This window comes from Rhizobium sp. PL01, assembly GCF_033447125.1.
Classification (GTDB): Bacteria; Pseudomonadota; Alphaproteobacteria; order Rhizobiales; family Rhizobiaceae; genus Pararhizobium.
In genome coordinates this window covers 215,128-240,898 of sequence record NZ_JAWQUM010000012.1, presented here as the reverse complement: position 1 = coordinate 240,898, position 25,771 = coordinate 215,128, and the positions used below count along the sequence as shown (strand labels likewise).

At 57.3% G+C, this 25,771-nt stretch carries 18 protein-coding genes; 10 read left to right on the top strand and 8 right to left on the bottom strand.

Going from position 1 to position 25,771, the window contains the following annotated elements; genetic code table 11:
- On the top strand, nt 1-236 hold a 236-nt coding region (locus R6X40_RS25705), incomplete at its 5' end, for a hypothetical protein (RefSeq protein WP_318417327.1).
- 630 nt (nt 237-866) lie between these two features.
- Here R6X40_RS25705 and R6X40_RS25700 read toward each other — a convergent pair.
- The 3 genes from R6X40_RS25700 to R6X40_RS25690 are packed head-to-tail and all read right to left on the bottom strand — an operon-like array spanning nt 867 to nt 4,133.
- Complete coding sequence (locus R6X40_RS25700) at nt 867-1,331, bottom strand: Mov34/MPN/PAD-1 family protein (protein WP_318417325.1); 465 nt, start codon at nt 1,329-1,331, stop codon at nt 867-869.
- Nucleotides 1,316-3,004 (bottom strand): ThiF family adenylyltransferase, encoded by a 1,689-nt coding sequence (locus R6X40_RS25695; RefSeq protein ID WP_318417323.1) that lies wholly within the window; start codon nt 3,002-3,004, stop codon nt 1,316-1,318. Before R6X40_RS25695 ends, R6X40_RS25700 begins: the two co-directional genes overlap by 16 nt.
- Nucleotides 2,997-4,133 carry a CBASS cGAMP synthase gene (locus tag R6X40_RS25690; protein WP_318417321.1) on the bottom strand — a complete coding sequence of 379 codons (1,137 nt, stop codon included), beginning with the start codon at nt 4,131-4,133 and terminating at the stop codon, nt 2,997-2,999. Before R6X40_RS25690 ends, R6X40_RS25695 begins: the two co-directional genes overlap by 8 nt.
- Before the next feature lie 127 nt (nt 4,134-4,260).
- On the opposite strand from R6X40_RS25690, the gene R6X40_RS25685 reads away from it, so the two are divergent.
- Complete coding sequence (locus R6X40_RS25685; RefSeq protein WP_318417319.1) at nt 4,261-5,256, top strand: CBASS cGAMP-activated phospholipase; 996 nt, start codon at nt 4,261-4,263, stop codon at nt 5,254-5,256.
- Between the two features lie 251 nt (nt 5,257-5,507).
- Here the strand turns inward: R6X40_RS25685 and R6X40_RS25680 are convergent, their stop codons facing one another.
- The 4 genes from R6X40_RS25680 to R6X40_RS25665 form a co-directional block, all read right to left on the bottom strand.
- The gene (locus R6X40_RS25680; RefSeq protein WP_318417317.1) at nt 5,508-9,287 is read right to left on the bottom strand and encodes an SIR2 family protein; all 3,780 of its coding nucleotides are present in this window, start codon (nt 9,285-9,287) and stop codon (nt 5,508-5,510) included.
- 215 nt (nt 9,288-9,502) lie between these two features.
- Nucleotides 9,503-13,456, bottom strand: a complete 3,954-nt coding sequence (locus tag R6X40_RS25675) for a hypothetical protein (protein ID WP_318417316.1) — start codon at nt 13,454-13,456, stop codon at nt 9,503-9,505.
- Nucleotides 13,453-14,727, bottom strand: a complete 1,275-nt coding sequence (locus tag R6X40_RS25670) for a DUF4145 domain-containing protein (protein WP_318417315.1) — start codon at nt 14,725-14,727, stop codon at nt 13,453-13,455. The genes R6X40_RS25675 and R6X40_RS25670 overlap by 4 nt, the downstream gene beginning before the upstream one ends.
- A 77-nt stretch (nt 14,728-14,804) precedes the next feature.
- Nucleotides 14,805-15,950 carry an RHE_PE00001 family protein gene (locus R6X40_RS25665; RefSeq protein ID WP_318417348.1) on the bottom strand — a complete coding sequence of 382 codons (1,146 nt, stop codon included), beginning with the start codon at nt 15,948-15,950 and terminating at the stop codon, nt 14,805-14,807.
- A 335-nt stretch (nt 15,951-16,285) separates the two neighbouring features.
- Between R6X40_RS25665 and R6X40_RS25660 the strand changes: the two genes are divergently transcribed.
- A complete protein-coding gene (locus R6X40_RS25660) occupies nt 16,286-18,643 on the top strand; it encodes a hypothetical protein (protein WP_318417314.1) in 2,358 nt (785 codons plus the stop codon).
- A gap of 131 nt (nt 18,644-18,774) precedes the next feature.
- Here R6X40_RS25660 and R6X40_RS25655 read toward each other — a convergent pair whose 3' ends face one another.
- Nucleotides 18,775-19,092 (bottom strand): hypothetical protein, encoded by a 318-nt coding sequence (locus R6X40_RS25655; protein ID WP_318417313.1) that lies wholly within the window; start codon nt 19,090-19,092, stop codon nt 18,775-18,777.
- A gap of 598 nt (nt 19,093-19,690) precedes the next feature.
- Between R6X40_RS25655 and R6X40_RS25650 the strand changes: the two genes are divergently transcribed.
- From R6X40_RS25650 to repB, 7 genes are all read left to right on the top strand, one after another.
- Nucleotides 19,691-19,945 carry a type II toxin-antitoxin system Phd/YefM family antitoxin gene (locus R6X40_RS25650; RefSeq protein WP_318417311.1) on the top strand — a complete coding sequence of 85 codons (255 nt, stop codon included), beginning with the start codon at nt 19,691-19,693 and terminating at the stop codon, nt 19,943-19,945.
- Nucleotides 19,945-20,349, top strand: coding sequence for a type II toxin-antitoxin system VapC family toxin (locus R6X40_RS25645; protein ID WP_318417310.1), 405 nt, complete (start codon nt 19,945-19,947; stop codon nt 20,347-20,349). The genes R6X40_RS25650 and R6X40_RS25645 overlap by 1 nt, the downstream gene beginning before the upstream one ends.
- Nucleotides 20,350-20,368: 19 nt before the next feature.
- A complete protein-coding gene (locus R6X40_RS25640; protein WP_318417308.1) occupies nt 20,369-21,457 on the top strand; it encodes a site-specific integrase in 1,089 nt (362 codons plus the stop codon).
- 670 nt (nt 21,458-22,127) lie between these two features.
- A complete protein-coding gene (locus R6X40_RS25635; RefSeq protein ID WP_318417306.1) occupies nt 22,128-22,277 on the top strand; it encodes a hypothetical protein in 150 nt (49 codons plus the stop codon).
- A 625-nt stretch (nt 22,278-22,902) separates the two neighbouring features.
- Nucleotides 22,903-23,349 (top strand): hypothetical protein, encoded by a 447-nt coding sequence (locus R6X40_RS25630; protein ID WP_318417305.1) that lies wholly within the window; start codon nt 22,903-22,905, stop codon nt 23,347-23,349.
- Between the two features lie 110 nt (nt 23,350-23,459).
- On the top strand, nt 23,460-24,659 hold the full coding sequence (gene repA / locus R6X40_RS25625) for a plasmid partitioning protein RepA (protein ID WP_318417303.1): 1,200 nt from the start codon (nt 23,460-23,462) through the stop codon (nt 24,657-24,659).
- A gap of 3 nt (nt 24,660-24,662) precedes the next feature.
- Nucleotides 24,663-25,688, top strand: a complete 1,026-nt coding sequence (gene repB, locus R6X40_RS25620; protein WP_318417301.1) for a plasmid partitioning protein RepB — start codon at nt 24,663-24,665, stop codon at nt 25,686-25,688.
- Nucleotides 25,689-25,771: the final 83 nt, after the last annotated feature.

The following is a 25,771-nucleotide window of genomic DNA, read 5'->3' as shown; positions in this document are numbered from 1 at the left end:
ACGCAGGTTCATCATATCGTCGGTCATCGGTGGTGTCCTTCAGGTTGGTTCTAAGCAACCCGACCCTACCGGAAATCACCGATGGCTACGAAACCCAGCTACACCACTCGCTGGGACACGATCTGTCCGAGCCTTGGACTTTGAGTATCAACATTGTTGAGTGGATGGGACTCCTAAAAGAGAAAATGCAAGCGACGAAAGCGCCACCACAAAAGCGAAGGCGAGAAAGACCTTAAGAAGGCCAGAGATTTCCCCCGATGATGAGCGTTCCTGATCGGCCTCTGGAAGGGTTCCCCCCTGAAACATATGCAACCCCTCTACCGTCTCAGCGTTTCCACCAGGCTAATAGCGAAACGAAGTAGCAATTGGACTAATTGGACTAATTCACACTTATTGGGAGTGGTCGCGTGACACATGCGTGACACGTGCAATTTGAGGTATAACCTGGTTTGTGATGGTCGCTCAGCAGGGCTGCTCCGACAGTTGGCAACTTCGTCAAGACGTGGACCTCGTCCTCCAAAACGTGGCGACTACGATTGCGATTTTACTTGCGCAATGTCACCAGGCTCGTTTGCCAAGGTAATATGAACGCATTTGAATGCGATCGGACACCACCTGAAGTCAGGCGGTTACCTCCCACGCCTTGAAGGGAGTCGAACCGCTGACCTGATCAGCAAAATTTCTAAGTGACTGAAATTCCGTCATTTCATTCAGGCGCATCGTCTGTGCGGCATGAGCACATGTTCTGGAACTTGCCTCGTGGCGATCTTTGAAGCCCACATCAAACACCGGATAAGCCGTCGATGACAACGTGCTTCCATCGACATTATCCCACCTATCACCGGGCACCATCTCAGCACAGAGGCTTATTTAACAGGTGACATTCTCACGACCGTTCCGGTCGCGCTCATGCCCGCCCAGATATCATTTCTGCCTACGATAACGAAAACCCTGGTGTCGGCGGACTTCGCGACTATGCCTTCCCAGGTCGCGCGGTCGATTCCGGACGGCGTTGGATAATCCTCGGGGTGGGTATGCCACTCGCCGAGAAAACTCTTCCTGCCGAGGCTCTTCGTCCATGCGGCTATGGCGGCCACATGATGCCCGCGGTCTTTCCGGTCGAATAAATACGGTTTTCTGACGTCGCGGCGAAGCGGAGTGGTACAATCAGTTATCTCCATATGGTCGCCGCGATGGCTACCGATCAGAATGCCTCCAGCTTCGGTCCGCGCCTCGTCGCCAACGGTGAAACGCCGCATAATATCTGCGAGCGGGCTGGGAAGAAGGACGAAAGCTCCGGATTGCGTCGCGAAGATCAGATCCGGCTGCATGCGGGGCATTCTCGAGTTGGGCCCGGATTTCCATCCTTGACGTGGTAGGCCTGCGAGGCGTCGAAGAGATGTGAGCGGAAGCGCTGGCCTATCGAACCTGCCGCCCATGCAAGCGCCATCTCGCAGACGAGGGAGGCGGCCATCACCGATCTGGTGACCGGGTAAGGGATGTAATTCGGGTCCGCGCATTCCATGTTGCGTCCTCGTATTACTTCGACTCCTTGCCTCAGCGACGGATAGCGCGAGACGCCGGATAGCGCGGGCTTGAGACATTTTAGGCAGGCGTGCTCTCGCTCTCGGTCGTCGACCAGAAGCGCCTGTGCGAGTGCACCGTTTCCCAAAAGATATCCAAACAGGACGGGCGGCCAGCCGCTATCCGCGCAGACGGCCCTCTCGTTGACGGCGAGCGACAGCGCCTCTTCGCCCGTGACGTCAATGATGAGGTCGTAGGGTAGATATGCGCCGGAGACGACTTTCAACGCGTCCTCGGGCCTAGCGTCCACGTCGAGCATAGGCAGCTGTTGCTTGATAAATGCGCAGCAACCCTCGGCCTTGTTGACGTTTATATAAGGCAGACCTAGGAGATGACGCCCGAGATTGGCAGTTCTCAGTTCGTCGGTGTCCACGATCATCAAACGACCGCCGCTTTCTCCCGCCCCGGATTGCGCAAGCTGGTGGGCGAGAAATCCGCCGATCGTGCCAGCCCCAATGAGCAGGATGCGCTTGCCCGCCAGATTTTGTCGAGCCCCCAGGTTGCGGCTGAATATATAATCGGTATCCGCTGGCATGCCGATCGTCCGTCCTATTGTCGTCTTTGCCGCCAACTTGCGGAGCGCGGCCGGAAGCCCGGTCCGCCGCGACCTGAGGAATTCCTCCGTCTGCAACATCGGCGGAAGTGAAGCGTCGATGATGAAAACACCATTCGGAGCCCTGATCGCAACCCATCTCCTGGCTCCTTCACCCCGCACGAAACTTCGTTCGAGGACGCCGACGAGCGCGGGATCCAGCCAATTGAGCCAGGAATTGAAGTTAGAAAGCGAGGTTGGCGGCCAGTCTGCATCCGGATTGAGCGTTATCGCACTTTTTGTCAATACGACAACGCAGTCGTCACCTCGAGGGAGCGGGGAGCCGTTGGCACGATGAGCGTCGATCAGCCATGAACTGTCCGTGCAGAGGGTCGCCGTCGATGTGTCTGCGCCCCGCAGGTTCAAATAGCGGACCTTCGCTTGTCCAGTGAACCCGACAGGAAGATCGACGATGACAAAGGAGGAAGACCAGTAGGCCTGCATCTCGTTCGCGAAGTCGGCGTCGGACTTCCCACCTACGGCCTGGCGCATGACGTCATCCGCTTGCTGTAGGCATTGGAGAACCGTTCCGCCCGGATTGTAGCGGTCCAGAACGACCGTTCCCGCTGCGTAGTAGCAGAAAGACCGGCTCTCATCGAGGAGGTGCGGGAGCCGGCGGCCCGCGGTATCATATCCCTCCTTTACCCTTATCGGCGGAGGTCGGACAAAATCCAGATCGGTTACGTCTATGCTGACGGGAACCTTGAGCGCATAGGGATCAAGGACACCGAAATATATAACGCGCTCGCTGCACCAGTCACGCTCGAACCCCCGCTGCGTGAGCGCGTCATGAACCCGCTGGCTTGCGGAGACGTTGATTTCAGCCACTCTGGGACCTGCCGACGACAGGGGCAGCGACTTCCTTCCGGGGCTGCGAAAGCACCGTGATCTTGGCTGTTTCGACTACGCTGACGAGGTCCTGTCTGTCGGGGACGCGCGGTCCGAGCGAGAGCCGGGTATCGATGACGGCCTTGGAGGTATCCGTGACGGCGTCTATCGTGTTGCGCAGGCTGGCCGCGAATTGCCGGGCGTACCGTGCCGCTGTCTTGCGGTCCTCGGACGAAAGGCGGTTTATATCCTCGTCCTTGTCCGTCGGGTTCGGCATTGCATTTTCCAGGTAGCCCGGAAGCCTTTCGAGAACTGCCAACAGTGCCTGGTCTTCCCGGTCGGGAACAAATGGTCGCCTGATCTCTTCGAACGCCTTCCAGGCACACACCATCAGCAGGATGGAGGAAACACCGTTCAGGTGGGGCTTGTTGTGATCGCGCCATGCCTTGAGATATCGGCATATGCGACGCAGTTTTTCACCGTAGACCCCGACTGCCGCAAGAAACCAGGTCTTTATCTTGCGTGGATCAGATACCTTCCAGTCCTCTTTGCGATGTGCCAGCAATACGCTGTCCGACGGCAGGGCATCCCAGGTGTCGGGGCGGCGACGGTCTTCCGCGAACGAGGCATTTGCGCTCATCGATTTCTCGAGCAATACAAATTCGTCGTCCGGGATCGCGTACAAAGGGATGTCGATATGGGCTATCGAACTGATGACGACGCGGCAGCAGGTGTCCTTTTTAGTAAACTTCCAGCCTTGGTCTTCTGCGAGCTTTTCAAGAACGCCGTCGACGAATTCGAAGAAAAGCGCGGAAGCCTGCGACGGACGGGTTCCTTTGACGAATGACATGGGCAAATAGCAACCGTCATCGAGGTCCATCTGCTGTTCCGGCGGCCAAGCCGGGTCGTTCAACGTCTTGTACGAATGGCTTCCCTGCGTGAAGAACCTCGGTCGAATGGAGCGTCCAAATATCTCTTTGCTCTTTTCCTCAAAAGCCTCCCTGAGGCGCTCGCGTATTTGCCCTTTGGCCTCGAGCAACGCGGCCTTTGCGTCGTCCTCGGGCTCGATCTCCAACAGAAAGGACACGTCGGCCACCGTGGAGTATAGAAGCTTGGATACGTTTGCCATGTGTCCCGAGTCCCCCGGTTTGTCGGCAGCTGAATAAAGTCTGAAGTCCCTACAGGTAGTATGCGAATGGCATAAATTGTGCCATATGTGGATATCACATAGTTATTGCAAGATAAAGAGTTCAAGTATGGATTTCAGAATTTTGGCGCTCAGCGGCGGCGGCTATCGCGGGCTCTACACGATCGCCGTCCTCAAGCACCTTGAGCAGCAGGCCGGACGCCCGATCGGCCAGTGTTTCGACATGATCGCGGGCACGTCGATCGGCGGGATAATCGCGATAGGGCTGGCACTCGGCAAGAGCGCGGGAGATATCGAAAGGGTTTTTCTGGATCGCGGGGAGGATATCTTCCCCCGCGCCAACTCGATGGTCGGCAGGCTTCTATCGAGGCTTAAAAAGCCTTACGGAGCGAAATACCGGAATATCGAGCTTCGCAAAGCCATCGAACAAGTGATTGGCGGAAGTGCGCTCATCGGGGACGCGAAAACGAGACTGCTGGTTCCGGCCGTGAACATGAGCGCTGGTCAAGTGCAGATGTTCAAGACCCCACATCACGAGAGCCTTGTCTGGGACAAAAAGCTTTTCGCTGCCGATGTCGCGATGGCGACATCGGCAGCCCCGTACTTTTTCCCGATGGCTGGCATCGGCAATTCCCGATACGTCGACGGCGGCATCGTTGCTAACGCACCGGACCTTTGCGCGCTGCATGAAGCCACCTTCTTCTGTGGACAGGATATCGCCGACGTGCACGTCCTGAGTGTTGGGACGACTTCCTCCAAGTTTTCTTTGCCAAGTTCGCTCGGGCCGGATCTCAGCGCGATCTCCTGGTTTCGTAAGGACCGTCTCCTCTCTACCGTTATGACGAGTCAGCAGCAGCTTGTTCGCTTCATGATGACGCAGCAGCTCAAGGATCGTTTCCTGCGGATAGACGAAGAGCCCTCGAACGAGCAAACGTCAGATCTCGGTCTCGACATCGCAGACGAAAAGCGCCGGAAAACACTGCTCGGATTGGCTGAGAGCTCTTACAGGAACGTCGCCGCTCGGCCACAAATCCAGGCCTTCCTCAGCCATACACCGGTTCCGCCGGACTTCGTCGCCAGTCACGCTACGGCAACCTCGCGATAGGTGCGTGCCCGACAAGGCCGCACTAGAGGCGCTGTGCATCATCATGCTACTGGTGCCCATCAAGCAAGCAAAGCGCGACTTGCTGTTCCGGCATGGGCGTAGGCATCTTCTATATCGGCGGAATGCGCAACGAGTCGAAGGAGGTCGCCGACCTGCTCGGTCTGCCAGACCGCGTACGAAATCGATCAGCACGCTACGTAAGCTGGGTTGCCCCGGAGCTCCACGCAGTCACTGGCCAGCGCCGACGAGAGTTACGGCGCGGGTGGAGCTGCTGGGAGACCGATCGCTCGCCTCAGTCGCTTCAGACGACTATCATCTGCGACAGCCGGGTTGTGGGCCAGACGATCCAGTATTTCCGACGTATAATGCGGCCAGCGGGTGACATCGCTCGGAAGCAGCCGCTGAAGCACATCAAGCAGGGCTTCGGGATAGGTTTCGATAACACCGCCCTCCCCTTCGGAATGGATAGTGTAGGCGTCGAAATTTTCACATGGAACGAGCCGTCCCATGATCAACGTCGACACTTCCGGGAAGAGGTCGCCCGTCTTGAACAGAAAGGTACTCAACGCCCGTGATATCTCCTGAGACTTCAGTGCCTTCTGGAGCGGCCAGACTTCGCGAAAGAATTCGCGGATCTTCTCATTGGAAACGGTCTTTCGCTGTAGCCGTCTCCCGAGGTTCCAAAGAACCTGAATCGCAAATTGCGAGCCTCCATCGACAATAGCCTCCCTAAACTGGGCATTTGTGAATGGCGGCGTGCGCTTTTGCGACCATTCGATCCAGGCGTAGAGTATGATGTCGGCCAGGCTGTCCGTGATCGGCTTTCTTCGCGATCCATCGCCGACCTTCTGAAGGATTGATGGTCTCATCTTGTGCAGCAGCTGTGCAGGCGGCACCTTGTTCGCCCACAGGAAGCCATCCCAGAACGCGTCCCCATCAGCCCCCTCGGAATTCATGCTCGGCATAATGGTCGCCTCGAACCATTTCGGATCGACCAACCAGAAGAACACGAAACGGAATGATGCAAACACGAGTGCCTGGCGGCGCAGATCGCCGGGCAAAGACAGAATGTTCTCCATCTTTCCCTTCCAAACGGGATCCAGCCCCGATTTTCGGCGCCGCCCGGAAAGGCTGGAATCCTGAAGCAGGATCTGGGCCAGTTTCCCGACCGGTCTGTTCAGACCGTCATCGGCCCAGCTCCTCTCAGAATATCTTTCGCCGTCTGCGGCGGGAAGTAAGACGGCGGCATCCACCATCCTCTGCCAAAGAATATCCGACACCTCTGGAAACTCGGCGACCAGCCGTTTCGTCATCCGCAACATCCAGTCCGTCACCGGATAGAGAATCTGCGAGAGATCGGCGACGGTCATGTTGGCGAGCCTCGCGCAGATGAGGCCCAGCAACCTTTCCGGATCATCGACCCTCCTTTCTGAACGGAAGAACGATCCCCATCCTTCGATCTGGACCGTTCCATTCCGAGCTTCGTACAAGAGGGCGGCAAGAGCCTTGACAGGACGTAGCTCTACCAGGCCCGCGAAGGGATCGCGGTGGATATGGGCGCGATAATCGATTCCTTCGACAGCGGCAGCCATCGCGAAGATCTCGGTAATCGGAAGCGACGTCAGCTCGCCCGGCGCGTTCACCGTTTCGACAGAGAACACCCTTGGCTGTGTGTCCGCAACAACCTCGCCGATATCGGGTAGCTTGCCGTCGAACCGTTTGGCCAGGTCGGTAATCTTTCCGTCAACGTCGAACGAGAACTCCATTCCCTGCGCAACAAACCATCGCAACCGCTCGATGAGCGCCAGATCGTTGTATTCCCCGGCCCTGCTGGTATTTTCCCATGGATAGCTGGTCGAAGTCAGCTTGTCTTCGAGCTGGCGACGAGCGGAATGTGTCAGGTTGCTCCATCGCATGCGGAAAGTCATGAGAAGGTCGCGCTGATGGAGAGATCCCCAGAAGGCCTTGTCCGACAAACCAATCAGGGCTGCCGCCGCCTCGTCTGCCGATGTGAGGTCACGATGTCGCGCGGCCCAGATACGCAAGCGGGCAAAGATGCCATTGTCATCAACCGGCCACCGAAGAAACTCGGCGTGAGCTGCCGCTGGATCAACCGTCGCAAGGCGACGCACCATCCTTTGCGTTTCAAGGACCGGGCCCACAAGGCCATGGGCGTCCAGGTCCTGAAGCTGCCCATCGCTCTCGTACGTCGTCGGCAGATAGATCCAGTCGCCCTGGTGGACTTCTGTCTCAAGTGATTTTGCAAGGTCCAGGTTATCCCGGAGCCTTGCGACCGCGGTCGCGAGCATCTCATCCGGTATCTCGACCTCGATATGCGGTCTCGGATAGTCGATGCTTAATCTGAAAAGCCGATCATCGTCGGTGCCGCGCATCGAGTAGGGCGCCTCGATTCTGAGGCGTGGTTGCCGAGCCCCAATCAGCCGCCGCACCATCTCATCTGACCAACCCGTTGCTTTCGCTTCTGCTGAAACTGCGTAAGCCACGCGATCGGGGTCTTCACGCCGGTCGTCCCATATCCTCATTAAATAGCGCCATCCCCGGGCGATTTCGGGGGGCCATCTGTCACCTTTGTCCCTTATCGCCCAAGTTATCAGCGATTTTACGTGTGGGTGGAGGTCAGGCTGCTTCAACGCCCAGGCGAAGGCCTCAGGCTGGTCGGCGACATTCATCAACCAAACCGCGAGTTGACGGAGGCGACCGGGCAAGGGAGCTGCTATAGCCGCGTTCTGTCCGTAAAAGACCCCCGACTGTTGAGCCGGCCCCGGAGCATCCAACGGATAGAGATCGAAGCCATTCCAACTGTCATCCGGCACTTCTCGCTCTTTGGCAAAAAAGGAAAATTCGTTCTTTTTGGGATCTGGTGGCGGTGCGTCCGTGTCAAGCCCAAACCTGTCGAATGGGTCAACCGGCTCCTTCGAAGAATTCGTATCGGTTTCCGGCTGCCCGTAACGTTCTTTAGGATCTATCACCCTAATCCATGAGGCTGGAATCCCGCCGGTCGTCAGGTGTGCCAGGCGGCGTACGCCTTCAACCGATGAGAGAATATGGGCGACTTGACCGCGTTCGTGAGGCAACAGGTTTTCCGGTCCACGCGCGGCGTTCCGGAGAACGCCTTCATGCCACCCGTCAACATCCTTGGCTCGCTGGACCCATGCCTCCAGGGTCGACCAAAGAGCTTCGTGCCCATGCAAAGGGTCGTAGGCCATTGCACGTACGCCTTTATTCTCCCAGAGCGATGACGCAACTGTGCTTTCGCCGGACTGAAATACGTACATTTGCCCTTCCGTTTGCGAGCCACCCTTCAGGGCCTCCAAAAGATACTGAACCGGGGGATCGTCGGCCGAATAGCCCAGAAACACGATGCTAAACCGCGAGAGCAGCGACTGGATAAATCTGGCAGCCCAGCCATCGGCAAGATAGGCGCGTCCGAAATCTCCGCTCGACAGAACGAAACCTTGCTCATCCGAGCCGAGATAATCAGGGTCAACACGCCCATGGAGATGGATGACGGCATTCATGTCCGCCCGCCGAGGGTCCGGCAGATGCGCCGGACCGGTCGATCTGATCGCGGGATCGCAATCCTCGAACAGTCGGTCGAAATTGGTGGTTACCAGACGAACGCCGCCGGACGCACGGCCTGCCAGATCGAGGACCAGGTCGTGGGCTGACAGATCGGCGACACTTTGTGGCTTTAATGCTGCGGCGACCGCGGCATGGATGTCCTGGGGGTCGAACTCCCGCTCGAGCAGGGAGAAAACCCTGTCGGTTGCAACAAAGCTGCCAACGCCCTGGATGGGACTGACATTTGTCGCAAGGTCCAGCAGTTTTCTCGCAGGACTGTCTTTGGCAGGCCCGAGCCGCTCCATGACCTTAGCAGCCAGTTGCGCGAAGTTCGAAAGTCCCGCTCGTGCTTGGGAGACCCCGGCGCCACAGAAAAACACCACTTCGTTTCTGTCGCGGGCAAGCAGAAGGTCGTCAGGGATAGATGGGCCGTGCGCGGTGAATCTCATGTCCTAGATAAAGCAAGCTCCCCTTGCTTTGTCGAGATAACTTCAGTGCGCTATTGTTCTGTAACGAAATGGTTGCCTGGCAAATCAACTTGCGCATCTCCAGTCCGTCTAACACCTTATAGGCGGCCATGTCCGACGATTTCGGTGACGATCGCTTGTCCAGCGGACGCGTAGGCACTACCTCGAAGGCTCGACGCCCGATTTCCATCTTGACTTCAGGCCGGACCAGCCATTGCTCGGAGCTGGATGACAATCTCGTCGCTGAGAGGAACACGAACATTTGACAGGAGATCAAGAAGCAGTCGCCCGATCCTGGACTCGGCCGACGTATCCGAGTCCAGGAAGTCGTTGATTGCGCTTTGTGCGGTCCTGGGATTTGCGAGTTGAAAGCTTCTTTGCGCCACGACCTTTCCCCAGGCCTGCGCGATCCAGGGCAAAGAGAGCCGCATAAACGTGCCAGTCGGATCGAAAGCGGCCAGCTCCACGAGCCGATAACAGGAGATATACAAATCGACCGGCGCCATTGGCACATCGGATGAGGTCATGTCGCGTATAGCGCCCATGGCGCCCCAGTACGCTTGATCTTGTGGGGCCGATATGGCGCCACTACGAAGAGCTTCGAGTTCCTGCGCGTCAATGATTGGCAGATACGTGTTCGCCCGGGTTAAAACTGCTTCAGCGTCTACAAGTCTGTCCTGCAAGACCAGCATTGTGACGAACACGAGCGTGATCTTGGAAATTACCGACCGCCGACCAAGAAGCTCTTCGTCGTTGAGCCGAGGCACCCGGCCTCGAGCAACATTTACAAGGTCGAGCTCGCCACCGTCGTCGGCACTGATTTTCCATGCACGTGCAGCGACAAACCCGACCAACTTCTCATTAAACGATGCCGTTTCCAGGGAGATCAACGCCGATGCCAACTCGTCTTCCAGCAGAGCTGCATCGACGAGGGTAGGGATCCGTTGATCCCATCCACTAGACTTCAGCATCGCTCTTATGCCGGCATCAATGCCAAATAGGCTTTCGATACCGTCGAGGATTAGCCAAACGACATCCATGTCACCACGGCGTAGATCACCTACCCGGTTGTCCGGATTGGGGTTGCTGTTCATACCTGGCGGCACGGCGCTGTCGTCGATACCGACCTCACCGCGAACTGTCGAGCTCAGCCAGGAGATCGTATGCGGAATGAAAACCCTCAGAGCAGAATGCCTGAAGCTTCCTGCTGACGGCGCGCGCTCCAATGCGAACAATGCGTCGCGAAGAAGTGTGACTGGCCTTTCTTTTTCGCCCCCACGGTATCTGGCGATCGCCTCATCAACGCTTAGGCCAATCGCCATCAGGCCCATATCCGGCATTTCTGCCGCCCTCGCCCGCTCACCCGCGAGTTCGAAAAACAATGCATCGGTCGGATGCCGTCTAAGTTCAGCTGCGCCGATACCAAGCTCGCGGAGAAAGTAGGCCATCTCGACATTGCTATCGCTGGGCGACGAGATGAGGGGTTCGCCGACTTCAATCTGCTCGGCGTATCTTTTAAGATGGAAGAGTATCCTGGATTTGGCCCGGCCTAATCTCCATGAATGTCCGTCGGTCTGTTTTTTGGCGATTTCGATAATGTCGAGAGCCCTCTTAGAATCCTTGAGGTCCTCGTCGTAGATGACCGCCGCCGTCTCCCAGGCGGCCGCGGCCATCTCGTCGTCGCCAAGCGCTCGCGCTTTCATCGCCAGAGCCTCATAACTTTGGGCCATCTCCGCCGTGGCCGACCCGCCGGCAGCAACGACGGTCGTCCAGGGCTTTTTAATCGCGAGTCCCCGATCGACGCCAGGATGATCGAACGAGGAGAGCCAGAAGTCCTTTTCTTCCGTAGGTAGCACCGACAACTCGTCGAGCAATCTGTCGAACGTTTCGATATTTTTGACCGTCGAAAACTGCCAGGCGAACATGATTTGAAGCCCGTCTACGGAGCTCAGACTTTCATCCCCATCGTCTGCCCTTTGGACCGAAAACCCGGCCTTCCGCGCTTTAGACAATCGTCCGACCATTCCCGGGATCACGTCAAACGAGCCTGTCATCAATAAGAGCTTGCCGAGCAAACCTTCTACAAATCGTGCTGGTTCAGGCAGGGACTTCGATTCAATGTCGAATGTCGCATAAGCTGTCGATGTTCTTCCTGAGCCACTTGCCGCAAGAAGCAGCACTTGCATCATGCGAAGCTTGCAGGACAGTTCAGTATCCGCAGGAAAGATTGGCTGCGTCAGCGAAAGAGATTGCAGCAGCGGCAGGGCGTTCGCAAGCATAGGCAACTCGGCGGCTCCGGTTGAAACGACCGCCGCGAATATCGCTTCGATAGACTCCCTTTCTTCTCCGGCCATTGCGTTCAGGAGAGCACCGTCCATCTCCAATGCTTCGAGACCCGGCCCCTTGGTTCTAAATCTCGCAATGGCGGAGTGTGCCGCTTTGGTCGCCTCGGGACCGAGCGCAGCAGGTCCAAGATTGGTGACCAGAGAAGACGGACGATACCGATCATTACCGACGACGTCGATCCAAGGGCCAAGAAGGCGATCGAGCACGCGTCCGGGTAAGGGAACCGGAACTTCCAGTTCGCCGAGCGTCTTCGCAAGTTCTCCGTCAAAGTGTCCAATGACGAGCGTCAGGCGGCTCAGCAGAACGAGATCGTCTTGAGGGAGTTCTGCGAAGAGCCGCTGGCGGACGTCTGCACGCTCCGCCTCAATGTCGTCGTCTCGTCCCAGCAATGCAGGAAACGTTTTGAGCTCCGCCTCGGGCCAGCTTTTCCGCTTCAGGCCAAGTATGAGCGCATGCACAAGCTGGGGATGCCCGCCGCCCGCACCGAAATATACATATCGGCCAAATAAAGATGGATTGCCTCCATGCAGGGTCACCAGCTCTCCTACTTCTTCAATCGAAAGAGAACCGATCTCCTTGATAGCCGCTTCCGCCAACTGAACGTTTCGTCGCAATGATGCGGGCGGCGCCTGGGATGATGTAAACAACAGCTTCAGTCCGCTCGAGCTTTTCCCATACCAAAGATGTTCGATCGCCCGGCGCACCTCAGGAGCTCCGAGATTTTCGACGTCGTCGAGCATTAGGGCGACTGCGCCGGAGACACGGGCATCTGCGGCAGCGCGACGGATCTGTTGCGCTGTCTGGATGGCGTCAAGTCCCCGAAATCGGGCAACCTGCCAGTCCGACGATCCTTCGGCCGCCGCCATCCCCGCGATCGTCGTCTTGCCATATCCGGCTCCGGCATGAAGCCAGATGACACCGAATTCGATGAGTGCGTTCTGGCATGCCTTAACGAGTTGACGGCGGGGTGCGAGCTGAGAGATGATTGGCAAGGACAGTGGCTCGATCGCGGCGCTGGCCTCAACCCGACGGCTCTTCTCAGAGAGTGCCGCCAGCTTCTGATCGAAAATCTCCCTGGGCACCGAGACCGAGGTGGTTTCATCGAACAAACGAATAAGGTCGGCCCGCCGAAGCAACCGGTCTTTTGAGACGATGACCTCCAGAACGCGCTGTAGCATTCTGGAGACTATTGATCCGGCGTTGCTCGAACTCTGGTTCCGCCGATCGCACCAGGCGACAATGAGGTCCTCGAGCTGCTCCCTGAGTCCGTCCAAGCTCGGCTCACCGCACCGCCATTCGATCCGCGACAGAAGCACTCGTCGGAGTTCCTCCTCAGATGCACCGCTTATGAAGGTTCTTGCTCGAGCATCAATTTGCAGCGATAGAAGTCGCTTTCGCAGCGGTTCCAATGGCGCGCCAAGAGCTGCTAGGTTCCAGTAACTCAGTCCAGACGCTCCATTGATCCGATCTTCGAGGCGTCTTTCCAGCCCAACCTCTGACGTTGTAAGATATTGGATGTTGACGACTCTGCCCTGGTTTCGATCCTGGAGGTCGAACAATGCGTCGATCGTCTGCGCGACACTTGGGGTGTTGAGCGTCATCGGCTCGCTGGTTGCCTTGACCTGACGGGCATTCAGTAGATCATCGACGGCCACCGAATAGTCTTCGGCGAGTTCGAGATGAAGGAGGGCGTCGTCCTGGAGTGACACCCATGCCAGTGCGCTCGCATAAATTTGATAGATGTAGCCCCTAAGACTTTCTACGGCCTGACGGCCCGTGTCACCGGCAACGTCACCGAGCATCATTCACCGTTCCTCGAACCGCTTCGACTTTGCCTAGGAGGTGTTGCTTGCCGCAGCGATCGGGCAATATCTGGGTAGTAGAATTGTCGTTCGATGAAACCTTCGACAATGTCGATGATGTGCATCAACTGCTCGAAGCTTGGCTCATAGCCACGATGGGCAGACGCGTTTCCGGCGTCTGTCATCGCCTCGACTGCCTCCTTGTCGGCGGCGCTCATCATGCCTTGCACCACTAAAGCGTCTATCTTCTGTTTGAAATTTCCGGCGTCCCCGACTTTGAGTGTACTCGCAGCGTCGAAAAGCGTGCGCGCACATATCGAGGAGACGATGAGAAGATCAGCCGCGAGCGCTTTGTACAGCTCGTTGAACAGCTTCAGGAGACCGGGATCTGAAATCTTGTGCGTCCAAACGGGGCGCTTTCTCCGCACTCGGCCAGGATAGAATGTCTCGGTGACTCCGTGTTCAACCACCAAACGTCCGTCCGGAGTTTGCGACAGAGCATCGTGTTCCGAAAACCAGAAAGTCCGACGTGCGCTGATGCTGTTGCAGCCGCAGCACTCGAGGATGTCCCATGTGTCGGCCCAGGACGCTCCGTCGGCGTCAACGTCCGAGATGGAATAGGTGGCCCGGATGTCGGCATTCCTTGCAGGCCCGCACTCGTTGCAGTCCGCCTTAACAGTCTGCCGCTGCATGTGCGGCGCCTCCGATGAAGGTTGATGGTGCGGCTCAGCTTCTGTGGCCCGAAGCAGTCGCCATCCTGTCAATGTGATCTTGAGACAATCGTCCGGCACGAATTCAACGACGCCTTGCTCAGACGCCAGATCGAGAAGATCGTCGACCCGGTCCCCGTCGATGGCCCCAACGATCCCCGCTAAGGCATTACGATCTTCCACTTGCACCGTTTCCATCTCATCGTCGCCAACATGCCGGCGAATCCAGTTCAAGAGATTGAGAATTTGGGCGTCGATCGAAGGAAGTTTTCGCCCGCCGAGCTGATCAAGGTTCATTGAAGTCACAACCGGGGGATCGTTCGGTCTGGCGATATCAGCCGCGGTCCTGATCGCATGGCTTATACGAGCCGCAAATTTATCTTGGGTTTCCAATCGACCAGGAAGCATTGCAAGTGCGGACCCGGTCATCTTGTAGCGACCGCATCGACTGCAGTCGCAGACGACGAAATCCCCTGTAGTGCGTTCATCCATTTCGGCGTCGGAGCCGCAGATTGGGCAGACTGTCACTGAAAGATCTCGCGTGAAGCTTCTTGCATCAGTCATAGCCACTACTTCAGTTCATTGGAAAGTCTAAACGCGAACTAGACTACGCAGCTTGTGGGTTACGGGCACTATCAGCCTTACAACACACCCCACGCTCGAAACCTCCCCCTCCCCGTCATCTCTCTGAGGCCGAGCTCCGTCACGATCCGCCGCGCCGCCTGCGGCGTGACCTTGAGCGCTTTCGCCACCATCCCTGCCGACACCAACGGTTTCGCCATCACCAACTCGACCAGCTCCGGCAATCTCGAGGAGGTTCGCCGTCCTTCAAGTTTTCGATCCATCATCGTCTTCGCCAGCGTCAGCCGGTCATGCTCTTTCAGACCTATCTCGGCGGCCGCCAAAAATCCGTGGGCGATGGCCAGCAACCGGGTTTCACGATGGCGATGCCGGCGCCGATCGACAGGAATTGATTTCAAACCGAGATTGATCGCAGCCAGATGTGCGCCCGAGGTGATGCCGGCCTGGCGCAGGATTGCGGCGGCGAACAGCCTGCCAAGCCAAGGCGCATGCTGCAGCACCGATAACTCGTTCCAGGCATCGAGGGCGACGATCGCCTGCAGCACCGCAGGCAGATTTTCGGCCTGTCGCAGCACGCCTCGCCATTCATCGAGCCGGGCATCCTCGTCCCAGTCGAGATCGTAGATCATCGGATCTTTTTCCGCGCCCCGACCACTGGTGCGATCGAGGCGCGTGGCGTTTTCGATGGCGGCGTTCGATCGGGCCGGCATCGCATCGATGGCAGCGTAGTCGACGCCGGGGAGATTTTCGAAGTCGTCGGTGTCATCCCCCTCCCCTTTTAGATCGGGCGCCACCGCGGGCCGGATGGCACCGGCCGTCTCCACCTCGCCAGCGTCGGCCGACGTGATCTCCGCCGTCTTTCGCAGCGTCCTAAGCCCGTCGGCGGTCAACGCCCAACCGGACGGCTGGGCGGCGATGCGCCGGCGGGTGCGCAGCACGTCGCGAGCGATTGTCAGTTCATGGGTGGGTGTGCGAATATCTCTGACATCGTCGTGCAGGACGAGGTCCTCGAGATGCACGAGTTCGCCGTCGATCCACAGCGATGCACAGGCATCGGTGAACTGGGATCGTTCGATCCAGCCTGCGCCGACCGGCGAACGGGCCACGCGCTCATCGAGACGCGCCAATTCGATACCCGCCCGAAAAGCCGGCTCCAAAAGCGCTGTCATGTTGTTTTTCGCGAGATCATAAGTCATTGATTTTATGGTAAATGATTTGTTACACGAACGCTATCTGAATATTGCGGTTCCTCACATCGTATGATTGCCGGCTAGCGCTATAACCATCGATAAGTACTGCTTATCGATGGTCATGGACAGTATAGTGGTGGATCACCGCTCAAATAATTCAAACTAGTTCTATATCTATATTTTACCAAGCCGAAAATTGGTTTCGATAATCAAAAAAATCTAATTTTATCATGAATGGTATTGTCCACAGGTAACCTAGACGCGATCCGGCCCGATACATTCTTTTTTAAGCGCCGGCTCCTATTCCCCCTCGCCCTCGGCATTGGTGCCGATAGCAACAGGGTAAGAGCATGCCAAAACACGATCTTTCATCACATCATTTTCAGCGAAAAATCTCGGACTTTTGCGGGGTGCGTATCGCGCCGATCGTCTCGAAGCCAGTACTGGAGAATATCAGGTCTTACCTGATCAGCCTCATCGTCTATCGCAATTCGCCACCTCTGCTGAATGGCCGGATAGACTGGACGACGATCGCCCACAAGTGCGGACTGGAACACGAGCTGACCGCGGATTTGAAGAAGCAGCTTCGACTTGGACTGGACGCAATCATCCGCTGGCTTGGCGCGCCGCCAGCAGCGGAAGACATTCGGCCGGCGACGCGGAAGACGCGATCAAGCGAGACCCATCTGCAAAAGCCAGCAACCCCTGCGCCGTCAATCCGAAAGCCACGGCAGACTGGCAACAACGATACCCGTCTTCAATCTGCCTCAGTGCCGAAAGGGTTTCAACCGAAGCCAATCCAGCCGTTTCCGGATCCATTGTTCGAAGCGAGCCAAGATCCTGCGGCCTTTCAGGATGCTCTCATTTATCACATGCGCCGTTTCGGCGAGAGCTACTGGCAGCTCTATCGCACCGTCATTCGCCTGGGCGAGACATTCGATGACAAAACTTTGTTGTCCTGGATCCAAGGCGAGCGGGTACCACGTTCCGTCGCCAGCTTCGGGATACTGACGCGCATCGAGCAGCGATACCGATTGCCGCCGGGATATTTTAAAGCGAAGCTACCCCATCAAGCGCGTTCTCTTTATGGTCACGACCTTGGAGATATCAGCCCATCGGAGCGGCGAAGAATTGCGGTCCATCTTCCGGACGATTTCGCTAGCCTGCCGTTCACTAAGCGCGAGGAAATCGTGGACTGGGTGCGTCGTGTCATTATATCAGGCGCGACTGACTATCGGCGCTACCAGGCTGCCGCGGTCAAACAGCGATATGCCATCCGTTTTCCAGGCGTCACCTATGGCGGTGGGTCTCTATCACCCCGAGCCCATGCCCTCACGGTCAGCGCCCATCATAGCGTTGCGGAACCCCAACATGACCCTGACCTCCTATGCGGGGTTGTCGATGCCCCGCTGCAACTGGCCATGGAGATGGCCGACTTGATCCGGTTCAAGACATCGACGCTCACGGCAATCGGCTTTCAGCGCAATGGGGTCTGGGGCGAGGAAACCGCCTCACAGAAGATCGAGCATCTGGGCCTGATGTTCGGGGCGCTTGCCGCCTCGCCTGCAGGCGTTATCAAGGGGCGTGGCGTCCCGCTCAGCCAACTGACCTTCGGCCTGCTAATCTTCCCGGGCATCTGGGACTGGTACCTGCAGTGGCGCGAACAGCGCCGCGGCTTCTACACAAAATGGGAAGAGGACATGCTGATGGTAGCACAAGCCCTCACCCGTTCGGCGGTCGGCTGGATCCGCCAGCATCCAGAGCTCTTGAAGAACGTCAGGCCGATCGACGGCCTGATCGCGCCCGAGGAAATCGCATTTGCTGCACGAGACTGGCATGGCGCCTGCGATGCATTTCATCGGCACGCCGCCAGTCGATCCAAGGAGGTGCAGCGGGTGATGCGCGTGCATCGCGATCCATTCGAGCCGATCATGTGCATTCTGGAGGCGAACAAGCCGCTCGCGGAATACCGCAAGATCACCGACGAGATCTTGAAGCGCATGCCGGACGAAGATCGTTACCCGCGGCCGGCGGCAGAGGCAGTCCGCTCCTTCCTGATGCTTCGCCTCGGTCTGCATCTCGGACTTCGACAAAAAAACCTTCGCCAGCTTCGCGTCTGCACGCGCGGCCATTTCCCAACCTCCGAGCGACGGCTGGAAGATATGAAATGCGGTGAGCTGCGCTGGAGCGATCGGGAGAGTGGCTGGGAGGTATTGATCCCGTCGGCAGCCTTCAAGAACGCAGGCTCGTCCTTCTTTGGACAGAAACCGTTCCGGCTGATCCTGCCGGACCTGCTTGATCTCTATAAATATCTTGATGCCTATATCGATCGCCATCGTGGGGTCTTGCTTGGGTCGGCAAAGGATCCCGGCACTCTGTTCGTCAAGACGGTGAAGACGACCAGCCGGGACGCGGCCTACGACTCCACCAAGTTCTATGAGGCTTGGCGAACCGTGATCCAGCGGTATGGGATCTACAATCCTTATACCGGCCGTGGCGCCATCAAAGGCCTGCTGCCGCACGGCCCTCATAACCTGCGAGACATTTTGGCAACCCACATTCTCAAGCAGACCGGGTCGTACGAACAGGCAAGCTATGCCATCCAGGACACCCCGGATGTAGTGCAACAGCACTATGGCCGCTTTCTGCCGCAGGACAAGGCAGCATTGGCCGCGAAAATCCTGAACCAGGTTTGGGAAGCAGCCTAGTCCTCACTATGGGATGGCGGCAAGCGACGGCCCGCATCCGTTAAAGCGCCCGCCTGCCGCAACGCTCGGGGAAACGACCCTCGCTATTGCGGCAGGCAGTGCTCGAAATGTTGGTTGACACGGCCCACCACTTAATTTTCGAACTGTGCGAGTAAAGGCAACGCCGGCGCCGTGCTGCTATCAGCTGGCGGCATTTTTGGCTTGCGCATGACGGGCTTGCCTTTCTTAGCTTTCGGCGGCGGGATGTCGGGCGCCGTCAGATCGAGTTGCTCGACGCCCGGTAACAAGGTCTCGTCAACCGGCTGCAGTATGTCCGCTTTCAGAGATGTAGGTTCCAGCACCACCGCGGCCTGCAACGGTGGCACGATAACGGTCCGCGGTTTCTGGGATTTTGGGACTGCCCGTTGCTCCGGGACGTCAGGCTCAACAAAGCGGGAATAGCGAATCATCGGCACTGAGCCTCCATAATGTTCGCTAAACGTTCTCATTTGAAGACAAATGTGTCAACGCAAGACACAGGGTGCTTTACACAAAACGGTACTTCCGGCGTGGACTCATAGAGGAAAACAGAGACCGTCTCTCCGTTAGATCAAGACCGAGGTCGTGGGACGATAAAAACGCGATCGCGACAATCCTTCCCTCTACGGGGATCGTCTATCATCTCCTGAAAACCTCAAGCGAATTGATTGACGCTCCGCCCAGGTCGCGAAAGACTGCGCTCTCTGTGTGGTTTGGAGCCGATCAAGAACACTAACCGCACGCCATGTCTTTGCAATATAAAGACCGATAATGTTGCATTATCGTTTGTTCGTGTTCTCAACGACGTGCTTGCCGAATTCCTCGGCTAATGCCGCCAAATATCACTCCCCGCCTCCGATATATTATCGGCAGAGAGGGGTTCCCATATCGTAAACATCGTCGACTGGCGTTGTCGTGCCTCCCTCCCCTCTCTTGGAGAAGACTACCGTGTCCGCGACGCAGGAAAATCGGTTTGCTTTAAGCGTCAGCACCCCGTAAATGGCTAGACAGGCTAGATTGGAGCGGAATATGGAATGGCAGTTACAGGATGCGAAGAACCAGTTCTCCAAAGTCATTCAGAAAGCCAAGTTTGAGGGGCCGCAGGTTGTGACTTTACGGGGAGAGCGAACTGCAGTCGTGCTGTCAGCCAAAGACTATGACGCCCTTAAGGCCGGGCGGGCGACGCTTGTCGACGATCTTCTTGCCTCGCCACCGTGGGACGATTCTATTGCCGATAGTATTTCGGCCCGCGAGCGGTCGTCCAGCCGTGCTTTGGAGTTCTGATGTATCTTGTCGATACCAGCGTAATATCAGCCGCGACGCGAGGCGCACCGGAAGCGGTCACCTGGTTGCGCGCCCAGGATCCCGCCGCGATTTATCTTAGCGTGGTCACGCTTGGTGAAATCACGCGGGGGATCGCTCAAAAGCAAACGACAGATCGGCGTGCAGCTGCTCACCTTGCAGAATGGCTGCGCAAACTCCGCCATGATCATGCTGCGCAGATACTCCCGGTTACCGCTCAGGTGGCTGTAGAATGGGGGCGGCTTTCTGCTCTTCGGGCGTGCGGTGACGTTGATGGATTGATCGCAGCCACCGCGGTTGTTCATGATCTTGTTGTCGTAACGCGCAACGGCGATGGCTTTACCGGCGCGGGCATAGCGGTCGTCAATCCGTGGGATCTCGGCTGATGGCGTTGGAGGTACGAATATGACGACTGACAAAAACCAAACTGTCCCCCCTGAGGTTGGTTCTCCCGCTCCTCTTCCTGTGGCCAATGAAGCGTCTGCGACTGAACAACCAGCTGCTTTTCCCGCCCATCTCGATGGCCTTGCGGATCGTGCCCGTGGCTATGTAGAGGCGGCCAGTTCCGCAAATACGAGGCGCGCCTATGCGAGCGATTGGAAGCATTTTTCAGCGTGGTGCCGGCGTCAGTCTCTCTCCCTCCTACCCCCTGAGCCACAGATTGTCGGGCTCTATGTCACCGCTTGCGCGTCCGGTGCGGTTGGTGGGGATAGAAAACCGAACTCCGTTTCAACGATCGAGCGACGGCTTTCTTCTCTCACCTGGAACTACGCCCAGCGTGGTCAACCGCTCGACCGAAAGGACCGGCATATTGCGACAGTGATGGCCGGCATCCGCAACAGCCATGCCCGGCCGCCGGTGCAGAAAGAAGCGGTGATGCCGGAAGACATTATCGCCATGCTCGAGACGCTCGATCGGGGAACGTTACGCGGCTTGCGGGATCGGGCGATGTTGCTGATCGGTTTTGCCGGTGGGCTTCGCCGCTCCGAGATTGTCGGGCTGGATGTCAAGAAGGATCAGACGGAGGATGGGCGTGGGTGGATTGAGATTTTGGAAAAAGGGCTGATCGTCACCCTGCGCGGAAAAACCGGATGGCGCGAAGTCGAGATCGGCCGTGGTTCATCCGATGCCACCTGCCCTGTCACCGCACTGGATACATGGCTGTCACTGGCCCGGATCGCGCATGGTCCTGTGTTCCGGCGCGTGACGGGCCAAGGCAAAGCTGTCGGTGCTGACCGGCTGAATGACCAGGAGGTTGCGCGTCTCGTCAAGAGGGCAGCTCTTGCCGCTGGCGTCCGCGGAGACCTCACTGAGGGCGAGCGGGCACTCAAATTCTCAGGTCACTCTTTGCGCGCTGGGCTTGCTTCTTCGGCTGAGGTCGACGAGCGCTATGTGCAAAAACAACTCGGTCATACGTCTGCCGAAATGACCCGCAAATATCAACGCCGGCGTGACCGGTTCAGAGTTAACCTGACAAAAGCTGCGGGCCTTTGAGCAGATCTTGAGACGTCGCTTGGGCACGCGTCTTCAACTCTGATTATCAGTTGTTCTGGAATACGTCGCTGCGGCCACTTGCCCACAGTCGGCGTGTGGTTGCTCGCTACTCAGTTCATGATCTTGCGATGGAATGGGAGGAGCACGACCGGTTGTTCGCACGACGAGAATCCCAACGGCGGTTTCTCCATCCGAAATGTTTTCCACACTCGAGGTGGAGAAAGCCGTGGGAAAAGGTGCGAAGGCGCGCTGGAACCGCATGTTGCGCTGCCCGGATGTGCGAAGCGGGCGAATGGCCGACGGGGTTGACGGCGCCATCTGGCACCGTCATTGGCGGTGGAATTCCTGATTGTCGGCCAACCGCTTTGAGTTAGCCTCCCCAAACAGTCCCGCTTTCTCCGGCTTACCATCAAGGGTGCCCGCCCCTTGCTAGCTTCGGCACGTTGAAAACAGCTGCGGGCTTGCTGCATCTAAAGCAGTTTGTGGTCTTCTTGATTCAGATTCCCAAAACGGCTGATTTGTGATCCCTTTTCCTGTTGAAAGGAGAATCACCACCCGCGAGGCGCATCCGATTGAATTGCGTGCGCGTGTTGTTGTGTTTGTCGAGGAAGGCAATACTCACCGTTAAGCGGCCCGATATTTCCGAGTTTCGTCAAGATTTGTGAACAACATGGTGATCCTGAAGCGGGTCTCCGGCGCGCTGAAGCCGGCCCGGCAGGGACATCTGGGCGGCGGCAAGCTGACGGGTCATGCGGAGTGGGTCCGTGCGCGATTGACCGAGAATGGCGATCTGCCGCCTGCTGCATCGGCGCGGGCTTAGCCATAAAGAAGCCTCAAGGCCGCCGAACAACTACGGCCGGAGATCGCCCGAACGCGTGATTTGTGGATCAACCGGCGCAAGCGGTCTTCAAAACGTCATTGGCGCGGCTGGCCTTTAGCTACGAGATCTCGACCAATACGAAGCTCACGAAGCGAACGGGATGGTTTGCAAGGGGCGACAGATATGAAACCCATGCGCTATTTGGATCTTGGAGGAGCCAAACATTCATCTAGTCCTTACCTTGACGCTTCCGTAGCAGCCGGCTGGGGGCGACAGGGGGGGGTCTGTGCGGTGCAGGTGTGAGGCGGCACTCTTAAAGGAGATATGAAGTCGCCCTTGTATTACCCTCCACCGGCCTCGCCGAGTGCGCGAGTGGCTCAACTCCGCAGGCCGGATGGGATGCTCTCGGATGTTCCTGACTGTGTGCCTGCAAGTGGCCATGGTGTCGTGCTGCGTGAGAGTAGACCGTCAAGCCGCACGCTATCTGTTCCCCGTTCCGAAATGCTGTCGTCTGGCGGCTCTCGCGACCGCCGCTTTAGAGCTGGAGATCAACTGAACGTCCTGCCAAAAAGGGGAAAGCCTCGCCCTTGCCAACGGAGCAATTTGTTCATTGTCGGGATGCTCCATGTTTCTTCGTACCCGACACGGCGAACAGGCTTACTGCAGGATCGGCGACGGCAGTATTGTACTTGAGCCAAGCGTGAATTGGTGCCGCTCCACCGATCCGCGTTTTATCCGTGCGGAGAGGGGCTTTCCGTTTTGGGTAAAGTTGTACATGTACAACTCAGTTGGCTTTGTTTCTTTGCTGTATGTCCAAGTGGCATGGCGATCCACCAATCCAAATCCTCATGCGTCGCCCAGGCGACGAGACTCGAGGGCGCATGCAGCCGTCATTCAAATCATCGGCGTATCCTGGGAAATTGCGGGCTGCGGATGGTTGGCACGACAGGAGACCTCGGAGGCGGCCTTCCGATTGCCGGGGAAAGCTACGGCAACGACCAACGAGCTGTCGCGCTATGCCGAGTTGTACATGTACAACGAAGACGCACCGAGTCGCGATGCTGTTGGTTAATCTTTTGTTAACGAAAAAGACTTTGCCACGCCGGATAGAATCGGGCCTAATGAGATCAGCGCATTTTTTGCGCTAATCAAAAAATAAGCGCGGATTGAGTCGGGGCCAATATGTTGAATATCGCAGGCAATAAAAATGGTGAGAGCCTGCGCTCTCTGATCTCGTCTGACGCGGAAGAATTGTCGCGTCAGTTGCAGGCGCACCAGCAGCGGACATTCCCCCCCACTGCTCAAAAAAGCATTCGCCAGTTTACGCCTGCGGAAGCCGCTGATTTCATCGGTATCCACCAGGGCTATCTTCGGCAGATTGTTGCGGATGGGCATGGACCAGAACCGTTGGCGAACGGCCGCCGCCAATATTCAGTACAGGACATCGAAAATCTTCGCCATCTTCTTGACGAAGGCGGGAAGGGGTCTCCCAAATACGTTCGCCATCGCCGTGACGGTGAGAAGCTCCAAGTCATCTCCGTGATGAATTTCAAGGGCGGTTCGGGAAAAACCACGACCTCGGCTCATCTAGCACAATTCCTCGCTTTACGCGGCTATCGCGTTCTTGCGATTGACCTCGATCCGCAGGCATCACTGTCAGCGCTGTTCGGTCATCAACCGGAATTCGATGTCGGCGAGAACGAGACGCTCTACGGCGCTATCCGCTATGACGACGCCAAGCGGGATGTTACCGACATCGTTCGCGCGACCTATACGCCCAATCTCCATATCATTCCGGGAAATCTGGAACTGATGGAGTTTGAGCACGAAACGCCCAAGGCCCTTGCCGGCCGGCACAAGACGGACTCCATGTTCTTCGCCCGCATTGGGGAATGCCTGGCCGAGATCGAAAGCGCCTATGACATCGTGGTGATTGATTGCCCGCCGCAGCTGGGTTTCCTGACGCTATCGGCGCTCTGTGCGGCGACGGCGGTTCTGATCACCGTGCATCCGCAGATGCTGGATGTTATGTCGATGAGCCAGTTCCTGCATATGACCGGTGATCTGTTGTCGGTTGTCGAGGAGGCCGGTGGTTCGATGGATTACGACTGGATGCGGTATCTCGTGACGCGCTACGAGCCAAACGACGGGCCGCAGTCTCAGATGTCGGGTTTCATGCGCTCCATTTTTGGAAACCGGGTTTTGGAAAATTCGATGGTCAAATCGACGGCCATCTCGGATGCCGGACTGACCAAGCAGACGCTTTACGAAGTGGACAGGAACCAGTTCACCAGAGGCACATATGACCGTGCGCTCGAATCCCTCACCGCCGTGAACACGGAAATAGAGGATCTCATCAAGCGGACGTGGGGAAGGAAGTAATTCATGGCCCGTAAGAACGTTTTTAGCCTGGTTGAATCCGATGCGAGCCCCGCGGTGGAGAGTGAACCTCCGTTTGCAAATTCGCGCCCGCTCGCCGGTTTTGAAAAGCCGCTGAAGCGCGCAAGCCCCGTTGGGGCAATATCTCAGTCGCTCGGTGGTGTTCATGAGAAGGCGCAGCGTGTCGATGCGCTGGAGAAACAACTCGCCCAGGGACAGGCAATCGTCGAGCTCGACACCGCAGTGGTGGACAGCTCTTTCGTCGTCGATCGTCTCGGAGTGAGTTCAGAAGACCAGGAGTTGCTTGTTTCCCAGATCCGCGAACACGGGCAACAGGTTCCTATCCTCGTTCGTCCGCATCCGGAGAGGGAAGGGCGCTTTCAAGTTGCCTATGGGCACCGTCGGCTGGCTGCCGTTAAAAAGATCGGTGGGCCTATCCGTGCCGTTATCCGCGATCTGACAGACGAACAGCTGGTCGTCAGCCAAGGGCAGGAAAACAACGCCCGCACCGACCTGACATTCATCGAGCGATCCTTCTTCGCATCACGCCTGGAAGAGCGGAATTTTAGTCGCGATGTCATCATGTCGGCACTGGGTGTCGACAAGGCCGCTCTTTCGCGCATGATCGCGCTGGTGAACCGCCTTCCGGCGGAATTGATCGAAGCAATCGGTGCGGCTCCCGGTTTCGGCCGAACACGCTGGGCCGAGCTTGCCGATCTGATCGAAGACGACAGCCGGAGACAAAGAGCGCTCGAATCTATTCTTGTATCTGGCTTTGACCGCCTGACATCGGACGCACGCTTCCAGGCGGTCTATGACCGGCTGCGAGAGAGCAGGGACAAGGCGCGAAGCGCGTTTTGGAACGTAGGCACCGGACGCAAGGCGGTGAGAATATCCGAGACGGGCGACGCGTTGAAACTCGTTTTCGACAAGACGGTTGAGCCCGATTTTGGCGCATATGTGGAAGGCAAGCTTGCCGCGCTTTACGAAGATTTCGTGCAATCGAAAGAGACAACAGGAACAGGAGACTGAACCGCAAAAGAAAAAGGCCCCCAAACGTTGCCGTCGTGGAAGCCCTTCTCTCTGTGTGACAACTAGAGAATCACATTTTCACG

Bases quoted from the DNA above. Each gene is read 5' to 3' on its own strand.
- repB (WP_318417301.1), top strand. From the start codon at position 24,663: ATGGCCCGTAAGAACGTTTTTAGCCTGGTTGAATCCGATGCGAGCCCC.
- R6X40_RS25640 (WP_318417308.1), top strand. From the start codon at position 20,369: ATGACGACTGACAAAAACCAAACTGTCCCCCCTGAGGTTGGTTCTCCC.
- R6X40_RS25645 (WP_318417310.1), top strand. From the start codon at position 19,945: ATGTATCTTGTCGATACCAGCGTAATATCAGCCGCGACGCGAGGCGCA.
- R6X40_RS25675 (WP_318417316.1), bottom strand. From the start codon at position 13,456: ATGATGCTCGGTGACGTTGCCGGTGACACGGGCCGTCAGGCCGTAGAA.
- R6X40_RS25655 (WP_318417313.1), bottom strand. From the start codon at position 19,092: ATGATTCGCTATTCCCGCTTTGTTGAGCCTGACGTCCCGGAGCAACGG.
- R6X40_RS25700 (WP_318417325.1), bottom strand. From the start codon at position 1,331: ATGCAGCCGGATCTGATCTTCGCGACGCAATCCGGAGCTTTCGTCCTT.
- R6X40_RS25630 (WP_318417305.1), top strand. From the start codon at position 22,903: ATGTTTCTTCGTACCCGACACGGCGAACAGGCTTACTGCAGGATCGGC.
- R6X40_RS25690 (WP_318417321.1), bottom strand. From the start codon at position 4,133: ATGGCAAACGTATCCAAGCTTCTATACTCCACGGTGGCCGACGTGTCC.
- R6X40_RS25680 (WP_318417317.1), bottom strand. From the start codon at position 9,287: ATGAGATTCACCGCGCACGGCCCATCTATCCCTGACGACCTTCTGCTT.
- R6X40_RS25685 (WP_318417319.1), top strand. From the start codon at position 4,261: ATGGATTTCAGAATTTTGGCGCTCAGCGGCGGCGGCTATCGCGGGCTC.
- R6X40_RS25650 (WP_318417311.1), top strand. From the start codon at position 19,691: ATGGAATGGCAGTTACAGGATGCGAAGAACCAGTTCTCCAAAGTCATT.
- R6X40_RS25670 (WP_318417315.1), bottom strand. From the start codon at position 14,727: ATGACTGATGCAAGAAGCTTCACGCGAGATCTTTCAGTGACAGTCTGC.
- R6X40_RS25635 (WP_318417306.1), top strand. From the start codon at position 22,128: ATGGTGATCCTGAAGCGGGTCTCCGGCGCGCTGAAGCCGGCCCGGCAG.
- R6X40_RS25660 (WP_318417314.1), top strand. From the start codon at position 16,286: ATGCCAAAACACGATCTTTCATCACATCATTTTCAGCGAAAAATCTCG.
- repA (WP_318417303.1), top strand. From the start codon at position 23,460: ATGTTGAATATCGCAGGCAATAAAAATGGTGAGAGCCTGCGCTCTCTG.